Source organism: Metabacillus niabensis (assembly GCF_020524345.1).
Taxonomy (GTDB): domain Bacteria; phylum Bacillota; class Bacilli; order Bacillales; family Bacillaceae; genus Metabacillus; species Metabacillus niabensis_B.
In genome coordinates, this window is record NZ_JAIVLH010000028.1 from 39467 (window position 1) to 58597 (window position 19131).

Genomic DNA, 19131 nt, shown 5'->3' on the forward strand with positions numbered 1-19131 from the left:
ACAATATTAATTTACAAGAGATCCTATATTGTAGGGGATATAAAAGCTAACTGTTGTGCCAATTTTGGGTATACTTTGAATAATCAACCCTTTTCCATATAACTGTTTTAAACGTCGATCAACATTTCGAAGTCCCACGCTTGTGCGTTCAAGGGATTTTTTTTCTTTAAAGAGCTCACTTATCTCTTTTTCTGTCATCCCTTTTCCGTTATCATTTACAGAAACCTTAATGTGATCAGAATATTTTTTTATATGGATGTACACTGTTCCACCCTTTTCCCTTTTTAAGATACCATGTTTAACAGCATTTTCCACAAGCGGTTGAACAGATAGAGGGGGTAGGAATACATCAAGATCTGTATCAATTTCCCACTGTACCGATAAGCGATTTCCAAATCTGACTTTCTCGATATATAAATAAGAACGGGCGAAAGAAATTTCTTGATTTAAAGGCACGATTGGATCAGCATTACAGAAGTCAAAGCTGAGACGTAAATAATGGCTAAACTCTTCAAGAAGTTCTTGCATTTTATTAACATCAATATCAGCTAGTGCAGCGATTGAATTTAATGTATTAAAAATAAAATGTGGATGTATTTGGGATTGAAGCCAAGCCCCTTCCATACGAATACGTTCTTCAATTGAAACTTTTAACCTTGTTGCAGCTTTCACCCTTGCCCTTAATTCCAAAGTGTCGACTGGCTTTGAAATATAATCATTCGCACCTGATTGAAAGCCTGTCATTATATCTTCTGTGTGTGACCTTGCGGTTAGAAGTAATACAGGAAGTTCAGAAATTGAAAATCGTTTTCTAATTAGCCGAGTTAGTTCATATCCTGAAATCTTCGGCATCATTACATCAGTAATGACTAGATCGTAAGACTCTCTCTCAAGTTTTGCCAAAGCCTGATGTCCACTTGTTACAGTCGTGACTAGATAGTCGTTGTTTAAAATGGTAGCCAGTATTTTCAAATTAATAGGGTCATCATCCACTGCTAGAATCTTTTGCTTTTCTGGAAATTCACTTTTCTCTTTAGAAGGTACAAATTCTAAAGTAGCATCGACATTATCTATAAATTCTTTTTTAATTAATTGTGTATGTGTTTCTGCTAACTCATCTGGCCCTTGAAATAAAGGAAGCGTAAACGTAAATATAGAGCCTTTCCCCGGTGAGGATTGAACGCTTATTGTCCCTCGGTGAAGCTCAACTAGCATTTTACAAATACTTAATCCTAGACCAAAGCCACCACCTGCTCTTGCTACATTTACTAATGCCTGTTCATAAGGTTCGAAAATTTTTTGTATGATATCATGATCAATACCAATTCCAGTATCCTTTATGTGAATATGAGCCATATCATTCTCTACTGTAGCTCGAATTGTAATGACCCCTTCATCTGTAAATTTCACTGCATTATGAATTAAATTAAAAAGAATTTGAACCAGTCGTGTTTCATCAGCCATTACAGGTGGAAATGAATCGGATATCTCTTCTTTTATTTGAATTGGTTTGCCGTCAGTTAATGCTTTAGTCAAATCAAGTACACCCGTAATCACTGCTTTTAAATAGACTCCCTCTAAATGTAATTGAATCGTTTTTTCTTTCAGTCTCGTGCTATCTAGCAAGTCATTCAACATGAGGGACATCCGCTTGCTAACATTAAGTAGTAACGACAATTGACCTTGTTGATCCCTACCTGGGGATGTTTTGTTTTCTATAAGCATTTGAATAATGTTCATCATTCCATGCAATGGATTTCTGAGTTCATGTGAAGTATTTACTAGGAATTCATCTTTGCGATTGTTTTCATTTTGTAACTTTTCAGCAAGCTGCTTTGCTTCAGTAGCAATCCTGAAAAAGCGCTTAAACCAAAAGGCTGCAAAACAGAGCAGTGCAAAAATTAGATCAAAAGGATAATGCATCATCTCTAATAGTGTATTGCTTTTTAGTGTAGACCAAATAATATTCATTCCGATACTTGTACAGCCTAGTATCAGGAAGATGCTCTCACTTTTATTAATCTTTGCTAATCGTAGTTTAATGGTTGATAGAATAATAGGTAAAATAAGCACAGCTAACAACAAGACTTTAGAAGAAAACAGTATATATCTTGTTGGAGATATTAGTACGAATAGTGCGTATAAAAGACAGTAAATCAAAAATAAATGTAGTTTTATGTCCTTTTTATATGTCGGATACAATCGGTTTATGATGAGAGGAATAAAGGCTCCAACACCAATGTATGATAAATATGTAATTTTCACTTCCCAGTCATATTGAACTTCGATCCATTTGTATAATAGCTTGTCATCCGAGCCTAAAACACTAACTAGGGTACATAAGAGTAATAAAGAGAAGTAAAGTAAACCTTTGTTTAACGAAGGTCTGATGAAGTATAAAATACATCCATATATACTGTGTAATAATAAAATTACACAAAGCAATAGTTGCAACCCTACTGATAATCGCGTTTGATAGCGAATTGCCTCAATCGTTCCAAATCTTATAGGTTTGACAATTCCTCCATTGTTACGGTTACTTGAAACTTGAATCATAAGGTCAATTTCTTTATTAGTTGGTTTAATTAAGGCTGTATATGGAATATTACTTCCTTTATGCATTTCTTCTGTTGTACTAACTTGTCCTGAACGACCAATTTGTTGACCATTTACATATATAGCTGAAGCATTATTTAATTTATTTATTCTTATTCCGAATGTGTCTACGTCTTTGTTATCAACTAAAATACGAAGTCTATATGTTCCGTATTGATAGAGATTCTCTTCTTTGAATCCATTTTTCCAATTATTAGGAACAGTTAGGTAATTTTCTTTCTTCATGTTTATTTGGTCTTTAGATGACAGAAATGTTGAGGGATAAAACTCCCATTCTCCGTTTAACGGAAATGTCTGATGATTGGAATAGTTCCACCCGCGCAAATCTAGTACACCTTGTTTAATTGAAGGAGTTTGAGGATAGTCCAACTTTGTCAAAAAACCGAACCATGATAAGCGAATGATTGTTATGGATATAATAAATAAAATAATAATTAGAACCCATTTGTATGTTCTTATATGTTTCAATACTCTAAATCTCCATCCTTAATATTACTAATTTATAATAAAGTAAAAAAGATGGGAAATCTAACATATTAATGAATATATTGGTAAATTTTATTAGAATTGTAGTTAATGGGATTAATTGGTATTGTATGTAGGTTTGTATGGGGAGATATAGTTAGAGGGGTTAATTTATCAGCTTTTTAATTAACCTTTCCTCTATTAGTTTACATCATAGCTTTTTTATAGGCAATTTTACATAAAATGTAGTTTGCCCGTTGATAGACTCTACAATAATTCTTCCATGATAAGTTTCCACTATCTTCTTCACAATATAAAGTCCTTGCCCTCTAATCTTCCGTTCTGCACTTTTCGATTTCGTTGAATATCCCGGAATGAAAATTTTCTCTTTTTCTTCTGGTGAGATAACAGGGCCTGTGTTTGTTACATGGAGCGAATATTCTACGTTGTTGTCTTTACAGTAAACGTCAATTTTACGCTGGTCATGTGGAAGTTCACTTGTTGCATCGATTGCATTATCAATCAAGTTAGATAAGATTTTAACCAGGTCGATTGATTGGATGGCATCAAAGGAAGAATTTGAAATATGAAATTGAATATTAATATTATGATTCTGTGCTTTAAGAGATTTGGTTTGGGATAAAACAGATAATGCTGGATTTTTAGCGTTACTTGGCAGTTGATAGATGACTTTAGCTTCTTCACGCATTAAATTTGAATAATCCAGAGCCTCCTGCTGTTTTCCTAGTTTAAGTAACCCGTTTAAAACTTGAATATGGTTAGCAAAATCATGACGCAATGAACGCACAGATTGTATTAATGAATGAATTTCAACATGATATGTTTCTTCTGTTTCTCCTATTTGTTTCATTAATTCACGCTTGTACCATTTTTGTATAATGAAAAAAATCATTAATAATAAAATGACTAACAATCCACTTATGATAAAGCTTGGTATACTGTTTTCAATTACCGTAGCACCAATTCGATCAAGGGTAGTTGTTTCAATATCTATACTTAAAAATCCGATTGTGTCTCCTTGTTTGTTTTGAATAGGTACACCGGCAGATATATATTCACCATAATGAGGATCGTTAATTTTACCTGTTACATACGGCTTGTTTGCAAAGGCTTGTTGAATTTGATCCAAAGGAACCAAACAGTCCATTCCAATCATATAGTAATTTTGATCATCTTTTGGAAATCCGGCAATCATGACTTTGGGTCTTGACTTTGCATCCTGAAATGACAATGTATAAACATGCAAAGCTGCTGTATGTTTCTGAGCTTCATATAGAGATTGCCTAATCTTCCAGTAATCCTTCGTTCTTTCAGGTTTTTTAAGAAAACGCTCATAGGCATCTGTATCAATTGTTTTCGCAATTGAAGCAGCCATAACTTGCGCGTTGTTCCCTACCGATATTTCTGCTGCCTTTTTAGCAGTATAATAAGAAACCAATATATTTAGTGTAATTAAACAAAGAAGAGTTGTTATCGCAAGGATAATAATGAATTTAATCTTTTTACTCTTTTTAATGATGTTATACTCCTTTCGACAGAATGTTAAAGGAAAAATATATTTCTACTATAATAGGTATCTAAAGAATTCTACCCAATATTGACTGTAGTTACAATAGGTAGTACCAGTTTGCAAAATTTGGGTAGTGCAGGCTGAGAATGGGAAAGAAATTGATAATGGATTACACTTGGACACCGAAGCAAACTGACTCACATTCTTATTTTACATGCATATAGTAAAATAAGCTTTTATGAATGGAGGAATCATTAGTGCCTGTTTCGGTTGTATTTAATCAAATAAATGTTTTAAGCATGTCTTCCAATTCGATTATTGCCTCGGGCCAGAACAGCCAACCCGATTGGAATGCTCAAGGGAAACTTAATTCGGGGAATGGTAATTCTGTAAACGCCGTAATCTTAGGATGTACAAATATTATAAATGATCAAGATGTATGTGATACTCCTATTACTCAGCCGGAGAATATTAATCCACAACCAGTTTCCCAGATCTAAAATGTGTATGAATATTACATTTAGTAATATCAATATTGCTTCTATATCATCAAATTCTGGAGTTTTTACCGGGACTAATTCACAAATAAATTGGCAAACAAATAGGAAGTGTAATAGTGGATTAGGCAAAATGATTGGATACCAAAATGTAGCTGCTCAAGTTGTTAATATCATTGATGATAATGATTTAATTGATGCGAATTTCTCTCAATATCAAAAGGAAAATAACCAGGTTGTTACACAGAGTTAATCGGCTCTTTACCATCTTTAGCTAGATGGTTTTTTGCTTTCAAGGTATTCATTGACTGAGACTTGCATATCGTTATATAAATGGGAATTTTATCATCATGTTATATGTAAAGGGGATACTAAAGATGGTGAAAGTTCAATACAAGTCAATTAGTGTCCAACATATCACGAATAGTTCAGGTGTATTTTTCGGAGACAATGTCCAATATCGTTGGAGAGTTCAAAAGAAGACTTCTAAGGGGTTCGGCGATGTAAAGGGAAGTGGAAATAAAATAATAAGGAACACAACTGTTAAAAGAGAGAGGAATACGTAATTTATCTATTGTTATTGAATATTTTTAATATCAGAAAGTATATAAATTTTACGGATGATAGTATAAGTAAAACTAAGGCTTTCGCCATTAGGACTGAGCGACAAGCCAAGTTTTTCTAATCATCATTTAGGACAAGATGTGTATTGTTGGATAGCTTATTTTCATTTCCAATCACCTTCCCGAAACCCGAATTATTCTTTTTAATTGTTGACCTCCAATAAAGTTGATAGTTTTTCCCAATAAAAATCCCTGAATTATCTTCAATGTTACTTACGGTAATATCTTCAAACGTAATCTGCGGGGCAGTAATCTCATATTTCATCATTTCCTCACACCGATCTAATGAACTTATAACACAGGGTATGTTGCAAATGTTTAAAGTGCTAATAATAAAGGATGAGATAATATGGATTTAAATGAAGGGACCATTATAAAAATCCTTCAAAATATAGAAAAAAGAATGGCTCACATAGAAGAAAAACTCAATACTGAGCAGAAAAATGAAAAGTTTCATATTGAACATATAGAAAATTTGACTCTTGATAACTTGTCCTATCATTTAGAAACTGTAGATGTTAAAGAGGTAAGTGGTATCCTGAATATAGGAAACACTTTTCGGGAGGGTCGTCCCACTACAATCCAAAAGCAAAAGATTAGAAGTAAACAAACACCGAAAACGGAAGATATATCTATCTTCATTAATGAAAAGAAAATCCCATATAAATTTGTTGGAAGCGAAGAGAATAAAGTAAATGAACGTGATCCCCTTTCCTCTATCTTCACAATTGGTGATATTCATATTGGGACCATTGAAGATGCCTCAGCTGTGAACTTCGGAAACAATTTTCCAACAGATTTTACAAGTAACAAAAAACACAATCAGGGTTTTGGGAATATTTATGGAAATGAAAATGACATTCATGATATACAGTCACTTATGGAAGAAAAAGGTGCAGTCGAGGTTTATTATGACAGTCAAGAGAAACCTGAAGATAAATGGATGGAAATGCTTTTAAAGAGTAAAGAGGAGGAAAACTAGGAAGGGGGATAGACATATGACGATATACTGCCTATCCCCTTTCACATTAAACTACATAGATACTGTTTGTTTTTTGCTATTTGGACCTTTTATAGAGAAATTTGTAACAATTCTCAAAACCCTCTCGATAGGCCCTTGTTTAGCTATTCTAAGATATATTGTACTAGCGATCATTTGAATCATAAATATACCTATTGCAAGGGTAATTCCTTCAATTACAGAGGACTTTCCAAAATATCCAAAGCCATATCCATAATAGATTGTTGTACAAATGATTGTTTGCATAAGGTAATTTGTTAGAGAAAGCTTTCCGACACTTATGAATGCCTTTTTAATCATTCCCTCTTTTGAAAGGGTAAAAAGAAAAGCAAATAAAAAGATGTAACCAATTGATAATAAGTTCGCTCCTATGAAACTGAAGACCTCTGACCAATTGAAATCAGGGAAAAAGAGTGAACAACTTTTTAATGCCAAACCAACGGGTATTAACACCGAGCCAAGCTTGTATTGCTTTTTTTCTAATTGGGGCATGGTAAATAATTCTATTTTAGCGCTATAAATCCCTAGTAAGAATAGTGGTGCTGAGATTAATGGAGCCAGGGCAAGAATGAAGAGAAATAATCCATCTGATATGTCTAATGGTATCTCATTGTTACGGTGTTCTTTAATTTCCGAATAAGTTCCTGTGCTGTAAATTTCGATTGTATCTCTCACATAGTTTTCCATCTGCTTTTGTTCTTTCTTCGTTTCTTCATAACCTCCATAGCCTAATAAGGACGTCAAACAGAGTAATATGACTGCCCAGATAAGGATAGTGCTACTTTTTCTGTTTAAGAAAAGTAACAAAAAGAAACCCATCATTCCGTAAAATGTTAAAATATCTCCCTCCCATAAATATGTACCATGAAAAATACCTAGTAGTAAAAGTGCAAGAAATCTCCTAACAAAGTAGCGCTTATATTTAACGGCTTTACCTTCCAATTTTTCTTTCATTTTAACCATTGAATAGCCAAATAAGAAAGTGAAGATTGGCATAAAGCTCCCCTCAATGGCAATTTTTATCACATGATAGGCTGTATGATTAGCTTGTGAAAGAGAGTAAAAGTTAATCTCATCTTTCCCCCATATCCCGTATTGGAAAATAAGCATATTTGCTAGTAAGATTCCAAACAAACTAGCACCTCGCATTGCGTCAATCATGTCAATTCTGTTATGTGCAGTAGTCTTCATAATAAATCTCCTTTTGTTGATTTGTACTTTTAGAATATCTATACAGCCTTAACTCAACGAAAAGAGAAGATTAACAGATACTTAATTTTTAAATTGGGAAATTAATGTTTTGGTAATGTTTGTATGTTACGATCGTTCCTGAGGTGAGATTTGGTGCAAGAAGCAAATATATTATTGGTTGATGATGAAACATCAATTGTGAAAATGGTTGAAATGGTCTTAGAAAAAGAAGGATTTAAGAATATTTATACTGCACACACAGCACTTGATGCGTTAAAAATCATTCGAAATTATCCGATAGATTTTATTGTACTTGATGTGATGCTGCCGGACTTATCCGGCTTTGAATTATGTCCGAAAATCAGGGAGATATCTGATGCTTATATTTTGTTTTTAACAGCGAAGGTATCGGATTTAGATGTATTAACCGGCTTTGCAATTGGGGGAGATGATTATGTAACAAAACCTTTTAACCCCCTTGAGATTGCAGCTCGGATTAAAGCGACTCTAAGAAGGAGAGAGTTGCCTAAGAGAAAGTACAAAAATATAAAGAAAAACTCTAATCGATTTGATTTTGGAAGGTTTAGTGTAGATGTTGATGCGGGGGAATTACTTGTAGACGGAAAAGTAGTACAGTGTCCGGCACAGGTCTTTTATCTGTTAATCTATTTCTGTCAAAATCCAAATATTGTTATTTCTAAACAAAAATTATTAGAAACTGTTTGGGGATTTGAAAGATACGTCGATGATAACACAGTAACTGTCCACATTCATAAGTTAAGGGAAAAAATCGAAGTAGACCCAAGCAATCCGACATACTTAAAAACAGTGAGAGGTCTGGGATATAAGCTCGTCAAGGAGAGAGAAATGTGAGAGCCGTAAAGAGAAGATTAACATTTCACTTTTTAATCCAATACTTTACCATAGCTTTGCTGTTAAGTGTGATTGTTGTAGGACTTGTTATCTTGTTATTTTGGTTTATTGCAAATGAAGATATGAAGCGCAGTTTTCCTGCAGGTGCATTAAGTACACTTGCTACTGAGATTAATATTGTAGATGGTGAAGCAACGATTAGTAAAGGCTGGAACGAGGAATTGAAAAAGCAAGAAATGTGGTTTCAAATTATCAATGAAGAGGGAAAAGAAATTGCTTCAAGTAATACTCCGGCAAATGTTCCGAAATCATACTCATTTAATGAGTTATTAAAAATTGATGAGGAAAATCGCTTTAGAGATTATCATGTTTATACTGAAATTGATACGTTCTCATTTTCTGATCCCTATTATTATTTGTTAGGATACAAAGATCCTTCCTATGAACATCTAATCGCTCTTATGAACAAGTACAGCCAATATGGAGAAATTGAAAGCAGTCAGATAGAAAATGTTAACAACGAACTCCTAACAGAGGATGAAACATTACATATTGTTGATGCAAATGGTGAAATTATACAAAAGTTTGGTAGAATGCTTGAAATTCAGGAATATAAACCTCTTGAAATCTTATCAAGAAGAATAGATCAAGGTATGTATCCAACAAAAATATCTGTAATCTCCGATGAAAAATCAAATTTCACATGGGTTTTACATTCGAAAAATAAGATAACAAAGGAATATTCCAATCCAACGTTTTTCCGACATCTGTTAATCGCGTTTATAGTGGTGGCAATCATTGTTTTGATGATTACAATTAGTATCGCTGTTTGGCACGGTTTTCGATATGGACGTCCGATCGTGATCTTTACTAGTTGGCTAGGGAGAATGGAACAAGGACAATATCAAGAAGTTCTAACTGAAAGAGAAAGGAAAAGAATCTTTCGGAAAAGTGGGAAAGTAAGGACAAGGTATCGTTTGTACCAGGAGGTTTTTCAAGCTTTTTATAGTATGGCAGAAAGATTAAGCTCAGCGGAGAAAGAAAGGAAACGTCTTGACCAAACAAGGGAAGAGTGGATGACGGGGATCTCGCACGACTTACGAACTCCCTTATCAACAGTACAAGGATATGGGCATTTATTAGAAAGTGAAAAGTATGAATGGTCTAGGCTTGAGATTAAGGATATGGGCAAGGTCATTCGCGAAAAGGGAGAATATATGCTCGAACTTGTTGAGGATTTCTCTCTTGCGTTCCAACTGAAAAATAATGCTTTAGAGGTGTCAAAGGAAGAGGTTAATATAAACATTTTTCTTCGAGAAATTGTTTCAAAGTATAAGGAAGATCGTACACTGATGGGAGTAAATCTCTCACTAGTTGAAGAAGTGGATCATGTACAATTAACTATTTCAAGAAAATGGTTTGAACGAATCTTTGATAACCTGATAATGAACGCTATAAAGCATAACCCGACTAGTACGATTATTACGCTTATTATTCAAAGAGGAAAGAATCCAGATTCAATAGCAATAAAGATTAAGGACAATGGGGTTGGAATGGAAGAAGAGATGAAGGAAAAACTATTTGACCGTTATTATCGCGGAACAAATACGGATGAGAAAGTGGACGGGGCAGGGCTTGGCATGAGTATTGCCAAGGAAATTGTAAAACTGCATAACGGTGATATTCATGTAAGTTCACGGGTCGGTGAAGGGACTGTTATTACGTTAACATTTCCTATGCCAGTCGAATTGGAATGATGTGCCCAGGATAAACCTCCTTACTATTAGTGTCTTAGTTGATTAGTTCAATGGGACACTTTTTTTTGTAATATCTAGTACATATTACTAAATGCAAAAGGGTTTCGCTTCGTTTCTAAAGAATACTATAATAGAAGATAGATAGAATTTCACCGTAGGAGGAAAAAGATGTCTCATATTGAAGAAATGCATCCAAAACTCGGTCGAGTTATTCAAAATATAGAAAATGTTATGGTTGGTAAAAGAGATGTAAGTATTTTAAGTCTGGTGGCTATTCTGGCAAATGGACATGTTCTATTAGAGGATGTTCCAGGTGTTGGAAAAACCATGATGGTTCGTGCGCTTTCTAAATCAATAGGCGCTGCATTCAAAAGAATACAGTTTACACCAGATTTATTGCCCTCAGATGTAACAGGGGTGTCTATTTATAATCCAAAGGAATTAAAGTTTGAATTTCGGGAGGGTCCTATTTTTGGAAATATCATATTAGCGGACGAAATTAACCGTACCTCTCCAAAGACTCAATCAGCACTTCTTGAAGGAATGGAAGAAGGAAGTATTACAGTAGACGGTGTAACCAGAGTTCTTACTAAACCGTTTTTTGTAATGGCGACTCAAAATCCTGTTGATTATGAAGGAACATATCCATTGCCGGAAGCCCAGTTAGACCGTTTTCTATTTAAGCTTAGAATGGGTTACCCAACGAAAGCTGAAGAATTAGAGGTATTAACCTTAGCTGAAAGAGAGAGACCTATTCATAAAATTGATAGTGTGGTTACAAAAGAAGAGCTAGTAGACCTTCAGAATGAAATGCAATTTGTCTATGTTGATGGGACGATTAAAAATTATATTATCGATTTGACATCAAAATCAAGGTTGCACCCATCTGTTTATTTAGGTGCCAGCCCCCGTGCTTCTATTGCCTTAATGAAGGCTGCCCAAGCGTATGCGTTTATTATGGGACGTGATTATATTATTCCTGATGATATTCAGTATTTAGCTCCTTTTACATTAGCTCACAGGATTATTTTGAGATCGGAAGCCAAGTTTGAAGGGAAAAGTGCTGATGATATTGTGAAGGAAATTATCTCAAAAACGCCTGTACCAGTGCAAAGGGCAATGAGTAAGTAAATGAGTCATGTCCTAAAGAGTTTAAAGGCTGGCTGGAAGGTTGTTTCCCTCTTGTTTTTTACGTTGATTGCGTTTAGTTATGCGATGTTTCAAGGTGGATTTGTAAGCTGGTTTTTATTTTACAGCTTTCTGCCCTTTGCTATTTACTCCCTATTATTAATGATTTATCCTATTCGTTCCATCCGGGTTACGAGACGAATTAATCAGGATCAATTTTCGGTTGGCCAGCGATTAATTGGCACAATTACAATTAAGCGATCATTTCCTTTCCCGCTATTTTACTTGCTTGTTGAAGATGAATTAACTGAAAAGCTATTGGGAGTGAAAAGGTTGGAAGAGCCTAAAAGACTCTTTTTTCCTTGGTTTAAAAAATCATTGTCATTTAGTTATGCTCTTCTTGAAATGCCGCGTGGTGAACATCATTTTAGGTCAATTCGACTCAGAACAGGTGATCTTTTTGGGTTGATTGAAAAAGAAGTAACCGTAGAGGTCGAAAATTATTTCTTAGTGTATCCTTCGACTTTTGACCTTGTCTATCATTCAAATCAAAAACAATATGAACAGGGGGCGGCATCAAGCTTAACAAAATATTGGCAGGACTCAACAATGGCAGTAGGAGTCAGGGAATATCAACCGGGTGACAAGTTCGCATGGATTGATTGGAAGGCAACAGCTAGAAGAGATTCAATTATGACAAAAGAGTTCGAACAAATGCAAAGCCATGATGTGGTTATCTTTTTCGACCGTACCCCGTCGCCATTATTTGAAACGGCTGTATCTTATGCTGCCTCTTTGATCCAAGCTATCACCAAAAGCGGAGCGAGAGTAGGGTTTGTTTCGGTTGGAGAACAATCACAAGTTTTTCCATTGCAATTGGATGAACAACATAGAAGGAATTTATTCTATCATTTAGCCAAGGTTGATTGTGATAGTAAAACCTCCTTTGCCACTATCTTAGAGGAAAATAGATTGAATACGGAGGTAAAGCAATCTACCAGCATTGTTGTTACATCAAATCTTACCCTTGATCTAACCAGAAAATTGGAGTTGTTGTCAGGACAGCAACGAATGTTTATCTTATACCTTGTAAAAGAAAAAAATGAAAATCTCTCCAAAGAGGAAAGTGTGTTAGTGGAGAGGCTGGCTCAACGTCAAATTCAGTTTCATATTGTGAAAGATCAAAACTATAAAGAGGTGAGCAGCCCATGAAGGCATCTAATAGTTTTGAGGGAAAATCAGTTGCTCTTTTATACTATGTGTTTGCGTTTATTTTGTTATGGGAATGGCTGAGACCTCTAAATGCATTTACCGATACGGGAAATACATTTATATTTGTGTTTTTCATTGGTGTCAGCTTTCTCATGACGTTTTTTTATACGAAATGGTATATTACCTTTCCTGTGAAGATATTCATCATTATGTTTATGCTGCATGGACTGTATTTCGAAGGAGTATTTTTCAGTTTCTTATGGATAAGTGACTTAATTCGGGATATTGGCTTTAATTTCTCTCTTATTCCAAGTGCAGATTGGATGGGAATGACGTCAAATTTTCGGACATTATTATTCTTTATCCTACTTTGGCTCTTGGTCTACTTAATTCATTACTGGATTTTATATCAGAAGAGAATTTTATTTTTCTTTGTGTTAACTGTCGTTTATATTACGGTATTAGACACATTTACACCTTATGACGCTACCTATGCCATTGTTAGAATCGTGTTAATTGGGTTTTTTATGCTGGGTCTGCTTTATTTTGACCGATTAAAAAAGCTTGAAAATCTTAAAGTGAAACGAATCACTTCTTTACGCTGGATTATGCCACTTTTTGCTTTCATTGTCTTTTCAATGATACTTGCAATTCTAGCACCTAAAGCTTCACCGCAATGGCCTGATCCTGTTCCGTTTATAACAGCAGTCGGGCAACAAGATGAAGGTGGAGGAGATACGAAAAGGATTGGGTATAGCCCGAATGATGAATCATTGGGAGGGTCGTTTGTTAGTGATGATACTGAAGTATTTAGACATACATCTACAGACAGGCATTACTGGAGAGTGGAAACAAAGGATGTATACACGGGTAAGGGTTGGCAAGCTTCTGATCCTGAAGCAGTACAGGAGGAAATTAGTTCCATTCCGGATGAGCTAAGCTGGTTTGATGATAGAGTAGAGACAAAAAGTCTTGAATCCAGTATTACGATTAATCAAGAATATCGTTATCTACATGTCATTTATCCTCTTGGTTTAACATCTGTTAAAACTGAATCTGAGTTACCGCTATTTCTTAATCGGAACTCGGAAATGATATCTCCATTTCAGGATGATGAGGGTTCCAGGGAAGATTTCCTATCCTATGACGTGACATATGATCTCCCGTTATATCCATTAAATGAGATGAAGAAAGCACGAACTATCGAAGATGTACCAGAAGGTTTTATAGAAAGGTACACACAATTACCTGAATCACTACCAGAGCGGGTTCGGGAGCTTGCGGTATCTATTACAGAATCAAAGGACAATCAGTTTGATAAAGCGAAGGCGATAGAGGATTATTTAGGTAGTGCTGAATATACCTATGATAAAGAAGACATACCTGTTCCTGGTACTGAACAGGATTATGTAGATCAATTTTTATTTGAGACATTTAAAGGATATTGTGATAATTTCTCAACGTCGATGATTGTTTTATTAAGAGCCGTCGATATACCTGCACGTTGGGTGAAAGGATATACAGAAGGTGAGTTTTTAAGTACGGCAGAGAATAGTGAAAGAGAATATGTTGTGACAAACAATAATGCTCATTCTTGGGTGGAAATATATTTTGATGGTGTTGGCTGGGTACCTTTTGAACCAACAAAAGGTTTTGTTAATCCTTATACGTTAACGAATGATTACAGGGATGTAACAGAAACTGAGGATAAAGAGGAACCTGAGGAAATTTCAGAAGAAGAAAAAGAACCTGAACAAACTCCCGAAAAGCCTGAGGAAGTGGAAGAGGAAGAAACTGCGTCCTCAACGAATAACTCTGGATTAAACATGGGTGATTTTCGTTTAGGTAGTATGGGCTTGTATACACTATTAATTGTGGGAGCTTTATTGATCTTTATCGTCTATCGAACAAGAATGAAGTGGCTGCCGGGATTGATTATAATGAAATATAGGAATCGATCAGATGATGATGTGTTTTTCCAAGCCTATGAATCCCTGTTAAAACAGTATGAAAGACGAGGGATTAAACGAAAAGAAGGTCAAACTTTAAGAGAATATGCTCGTTACATTGATGAGTATTTTCAAATGGTTCATATGACGGCATTAACCAAAAACTATGAAAAGGCATTGTACAGACAGGATAATGCAAAAGATGAATGGAGAAAATCAGTTGAATTGTGGGAAAATTTAATTAAAAGGACATCATCTTGACCAATTGCATGTGAGATTGATAGAATTAAAAAATTAATAGACCTTCATATATCCTCGATAATATGGATCGAGAGTCTCTACCGGGTAACCATAAATCTCCCGACTATGAAGGCAGAATAAGTTCGTAATGTAACTAGAATTCTGCCTTCTTCAATTATTGCATCTTATAGATGTAATATTCATGGATGTATTGTCCATGATGAAGGTGGATTCTAGTTTTTTGCTATTTAGACGATGGATAGGTGTATTTCCTGGGTTATGAACCTTTTGTATGGATACTATGGTCTTTTTAGCATACTAATAAGTGCATGAAATATACGATGAGGTGACGATGGTGGCAAACATTCATGAAATGGTAGTAGTTTTAGACTTCGGAAGTCAGTACAATCAGTTAATCACAAGACGTATCCGTGAATTTGGAGTGTACAGTGAGTTACATCCCCACACTCTTACAGCAGAAGAAATTAAACAAATGAATCCAAAAGGAATCATTCTTTCTGGTGGACCTAATAGTGTGTATGGAGAAAATGCATTTGATTGTGATGAGAAAATCTTTGATTTAGGTATTCCTGTACTAGGTATTTGTTATGGAATGCAGCTTATGACACATAAACTTGGTGGTAAGGTTGTTCCTGCAGATCACCGTGAATACGGAAAAGCGACAATAGATGTGCATGGAAAACCGGCTCTATTTACAGAGTTGCCTGAGCAGCAGGTTGTTTGGATGAGCCATGGTGATTTAGTGCAAGAAATTCCGGAAGGATTCCATGTGGATGCTACCAGCACTTCTTGTCCATTTGCAGCAATGAGTAATGAAGATCGTAAGTTTTATGGTGTTCAATTCCACCCTGAGGTTCGTCATTCTGAATTCGGAAATGAATTACTTAAGAACTTTGTTTTCAATATTTGCGGCAGTGCAGGTAACTGGTCAATGGAAAACTTTATCGAAATGGAAACGGACAAGCTGAAGCAAAAGGTAGGAAACAAGAAAGTTCTATGTGCATTAAGCGGTGGAGTTGATTCATCTGTTGTAGCAGTTTTAATTCATAAGGCAATTGGTGATCAATTAACATGTATCTTCGTGGATCATGGCTTACTACGTAAAAATGAAGCAGAGAGTGTAATGAAGACCTTTAGTGAAGGCTTTAACATGAATGTTATTAAAGTGGACGCGAAGGATCGTTTCTTAGATAAACTAAAAGGTGTATCAGATCCTGAGCAAAAACGTAAAATCATTGGTAACGAATTTATTTATGTCTTTGATGATGAGTCAGCTAAATTGGAAGGTATTGAATTTTTAGCTCAAGGTACTCTTTATACAGATATTATTGAAAGTGGTACAGCAACAGCTCAAACAATCAAATCCCATCACAACGTAGGTGGTCTGCCGGAAGATATGGAATTCCAACTAATTGAGCCGTTAAATACTTTATTTAAAGATGAAGTTCGTGCTCTTGGAAAAGAACTTGGTATTCCAGATGAAATTGTATGGAGACAACCGTTCCCTGGTCCAGGATTAGGAATCCGTGTGCTTGGAGAAATCACTGAAGAAAAACTTGAGATTGTTCGTGAATCAGACTATATCTTACGAGAAGAGATCAAAAAAGCAGGACTTGATCGTGACATCTGGCAGTACTTTACGGTATTACCTGACATTCGAAGTGTTGGTGTAATGGGTGATGCAAGAACATATGATTACACAATCGGAATTAGAGCTGTAACATCAATTGATGGAATGACATCTGATTGGGCCAGAATTCCTTGGGATGTATTAGAGGTTATTTCAACACGAATTGTAAATGAAGTTAAACACATTAATCGTGTGGTGTATGATATTACTAGTAAGCCCCCTGCAACAATTGAGTGGGAGTAAAATACGAACAAAACGAACATTATTTAAAATAATGTTCGTTTTTTGTTGACGAAAATAAGGTGTGCTGATAAAATAAAGTTAGAATTAAATAAGTCGGAATACGTCGTATAATGTCGAGGATATGGCTCGAAAGTTTCTACCAAGCTACCGTAAATGGCTTGACTACGAGGTATTAATAGCATGGTTCGATTAAACCAGCCATTAATATTTTTTTAGTCAAGCGCTCACGTAATGTTGGGCGCTTTTTTATTTGGATATTAATGGGGAGAATAGTCGTATATGCTAATGAACTAATACTGAGGAGGAATACCTATTTATGAAAAAGTTTTTTCAGTTTGATGAATTAGGTACAAATTATCGACGTGAATTTATTGGTGGTTTAACAACGTTCTTATCTATGGCTTATATTTTATTTGTTAACCCGAACACATTGGCAATGACATCTATTCCGGATTTACCGGCTGATATGAGAATGGATACGGGAGCGATCTTTACAGCTACCGCAATAGCAGCTGCAGTCGGGTCGTTGTTAATGGGTCTCATAGCGAAGTATCCTATCGCTTTAGCACCGGGTATGGGGTTAAATGCATTTTTCTCTTTTACAGTTGTATTGACAATGGGAGTACCTTGGCAAACGGCATTATCAGGGGTTTTAGTGTCAGGTGTTATTTTTATTCTTCTAACCCTAACAGGATTACGTGAAAAAATTATCAATTCTATTCCGGCTGAGCTGAAGTTTGCTGTAAGTGCTGGGATTGGTTTATTTATAACATTTGTTGGTTTTCAAAACGCAGGAATTATCGTTAATAATGACGCTACATTAGTTAGCTTAGGTGATTTTACAAATCCTCAAACATTGCTTGCTATTTTCGGTATTTTTGTGACTGTTATATTAATGGTTCGTGGTGTAAAAGGCGGTATTTTTTACGGAATGCTTATTACAGCTATTGTTGGAATGTTCACAAGCCAAATTGCTGTACCAGATAAGGTGGTTGGAGCAATACCAAGCTTAGCACCGACTTTTGGACAGGCATTTATGAATTTAGATCAGATCTTTACAATACAAATGCTTGTTGTTATTTTAACTTTCTTATTCGTGGATTTCTTTGATACAGCTGGAACATTAGTTGGGGTTGCGAACCAAGCGGGGCTAATGAAAGATAATAAATTACCAAGAGCAGGGAAAGCGTTGTTCGCTGACTCAGCTGCTACGGTTGTAGGTTCTATCTTAGGTACATCTACGACGACATCATATGTTGAATCTTCTGCAGGGGTTGCTGCTGGTGCACGATCAGGCTTTGCCTCTGTTGTAACAGCTATCTTATTCTTATTAGCTTTGTTTTTCTCTCCGTTACTAGGAGTTATTACATCTGCAGTAACTGCACCAGCATTAATTATTGTTGGAGCATTAATGGTAGCATCACTTGGTCAGATTGATTGGAATCGATTTGAAATTGCAGTACCTGCATTTTTAACTATTATTACAATGCCATTAGCTTACAGCATTGCAACAGGGATTGCTGTTGGTTTTATTTTTTATCCAATCACAATGATGATGAAGGGTAAAACGAAAGATATCCATCCTGTTATGTACGGTTTGTTTGTTATCTTTATTCTATATTTTGTATTCTTAGCTTAATAACCGATTTGAGAAGGGAGCAATTGCTTCCTTTTTTATTGCTTAGGAAACTATAAATTTTTTTAAACTGTAAATAAGTGTGAGACATCTAACTCGAAGCACAGGACGTATAAGTGCAGTCGTGGAAACTAACGTCGCGTTCTTAGACTGCCAGCGCTATCCCCTCCAGGGTCTAGACGCAATGAATTGAAGACAAAGAACGTCTCCTATTCATTGCGTCTTATTTGCCCGAGTCAGATCAAGGCGCTTGCGCTTTTGTTCTGAAATTATTTGTTGACTATATTATGTGTAGCTGATATAGTAGTAAAAGTCATCCGAGAGGTATTCAGTTACTTTCGTCTGATAAAAAAACATGTTGACTCTAATGGTGACTACATGTTATATTAATAAAGTCGCTTCTGAGAGAACGACAAACAAATGATCTTTGAAAACTAAACAAAACCAAGCGTGCCAACGTTAATTTTGATTAACAAAAACGTACTATATAGTACAAAC

The 19131-nt window shown here is 35.4% G+C and carries 14 protein-coding genes and 2 riboswitches; of the genes, 10 read left to right on the forward strand and 4 right to left on the reverse strand.

The window, feature by feature from the left end; all coding sequences use genetic code 11:
- Positions 1 to 6: 6 nt before the first annotated feature.
- Together LC095_RS23370 and LC095_RS23375 are read right to left on the reverse strand one after the other, a co-directional pair.
- A complete protein-coding gene (locus LC095_RS23370) occupies positions 7 to 3084 on the reverse strand; it encodes an ATP-binding protein (RefSeq protein ID WP_226530400.1) in 3078 nt (1025 codons plus the stop codon).
- A 208-nt stretch (positions 3085 to 3292) separates the two neighbouring features.
- Positions 3293 to 4540 (reverse strand): sensor histidine kinase, encoded by a 1248-nt coding sequence (locus LC095_RS23375; protein ID WP_226530401.1) that lies wholly within the window; start codon positions 4538 to 4540, stop codon positions 3293 to 3295.
- Between the two features lie 329 nt (positions 4541 to 4869).
- Between LC095_RS23375 and LC095_RS23380 the strand changes: the two genes are divergently transcribed.
- Complete coding sequence (locus tag LC095_RS23380) at positions 4870 to 5112, forward strand: hypothetical protein (protein ID WP_226530402.1); 243 nt, start codon at positions 4870 to 4872, stop codon at positions 5110 to 5112.
- Between the two features lie 374 nt (positions 5113 to 5486).
- Positions 5487 to 5675, forward strand: a complete 189-nt coding sequence (locus LC095_RS23385) for a hypothetical protein (RefSeq protein WP_226530403.1) — start codon at positions 5487 to 5489, stop codon at positions 5673 to 5675.
- Between the two features lie 115 nt (positions 5676 to 5790).
- Here LC095_RS23385 and LC095_RS23390 read toward each other — a convergent pair whose 3' ends face one another.
- Positions 5791 to 5997: a hypothetical protein gene (locus tag LC095_RS23390; RefSeq protein WP_226530404.1), complete on the reverse strand. Its 207-nt coding sequence runs from the start codon at positions 5995 to 5997 to the stop codon at positions 5791 to 5793.
- An 84-nt stretch (positions 5998 to 6081) separates the two neighbouring features.
- Here LC095_RS23390 and LC095_RS23395 point away from each other — a divergent pair, with 84 nt between their 5' ends.
- Complete coding sequence (locus LC095_RS23395; protein ID WP_226530405.1) at positions 6082 to 6714, forward strand: hypothetical protein; 633 nt, start codon at positions 6082 to 6084, stop codon at positions 6712 to 6714.
- Positions 6715 to 6765: 51 nt separating this feature from the next.
- Here LC095_RS23395 and LC095_RS23400 read toward each other — a convergent pair whose 3' ends face one another.
- Positions 6766 to 7944: a DUF418 domain-containing protein gene (locus LC095_RS23400; RefSeq protein ID WP_226530406.1), complete on the reverse strand. Its 1179-nt coding sequence runs from the start codon at positions 7942 to 7944 to the stop codon at positions 6766 to 6768.
- 153 nt (positions 7945 to 8097) lie between these two features.
- Here LC095_RS23400 and LC095_RS23405 point away from each other — a divergent pair, with 153 nt between their 5' ends.
- The 7 genes from LC095_RS23405 to LC095_RS23435 all read left to right on the forward strand — a co-directional run bounded on the left by LC095_RS23405 (position 8098) and on the right by LC095_RS23435 (position 18636).
- Complete coding sequence (locus LC095_RS23405; protein WP_226530407.1) at positions 8098 to 8817, forward strand: response regulator transcription factor; 720 nt, start codon at positions 8098 to 8100, stop codon at positions 8815 to 8817.
- Positions 8814 to 10574, forward strand: a complete 1761-nt coding sequence (locus tag LC095_RS27175; protein ID WP_226530408.1) for a sensor histidine kinase — start codon at positions 8814 to 8816, stop codon at positions 10572 to 10574. Before LC095_RS23405 ends, LC095_RS27175 begins: the two co-directional genes overlap by 4 nt.
- A 168-nt stretch (positions 10575 to 10742) precedes the next feature.
- Positions 10743 to 11705, forward strand: coding sequence for an AAA family ATPase (locus LC095_RS23415; protein ID WP_226530409.1), 963 nt, complete (start codon positions 10743 to 10745; stop codon positions 11703 to 11705).
- A complete protein-coding gene (locus LC095_RS23420) occupies positions 11706 to 12914 on the forward strand; it encodes a DUF58 domain-containing protein (RefSeq protein WP_226530410.1) in 1209 nt (402 codons plus the stop codon).
- Positions 12911 to 15124, forward strand: a complete 2214-nt coding sequence (locus LC095_RS23425) for a DUF3488 and DUF4129 domain-containing transglutaminase family protein (RefSeq protein ID WP_226530411.1) — start codon at positions 12911 to 12913, stop codon at positions 15122 to 15124. The genes LC095_RS23420 and LC095_RS23425 overlap by 4 nt, the downstream gene beginning before the upstream one ends.
- Positions 15125 to 15148: 24 nt before the next feature.
- A riboswitch (purine riboswitch) is annotated at positions 15149 to 15250 on the forward strand.
- A gap of 205 nt (positions 15251 to 15455) precedes the next feature.
- On the forward strand, positions 15456 to 16997 hold the full coding sequence (gene guaA, locus LC095_RS23430) for a glutamine-hydrolyzing GMP synthase (RefSeq protein ID WP_226530412.1): 1542 nt from the start codon (positions 15456 to 15458) through the stop codon (positions 16995 to 16997).
- 83 nt (positions 16998 to 17080) lie between these two features.
- A riboswitch (purine riboswitch) is annotated at positions 17081 to 17182 on the forward strand.
- Positions 17183 to 17313: 131 nt separating this feature from the next.
- Positions 17314 to 18636 (forward strand): NCS2 family permease, encoded by a 1323-nt coding sequence (locus LC095_RS23435; RefSeq protein ID WP_226530413.1) that lies wholly within the window; start codon positions 17314 to 17316, stop codon positions 18634 to 18636.
- The last annotated feature ends 495 nt before the right edge of the window (positions 18637 to 19131 follow it).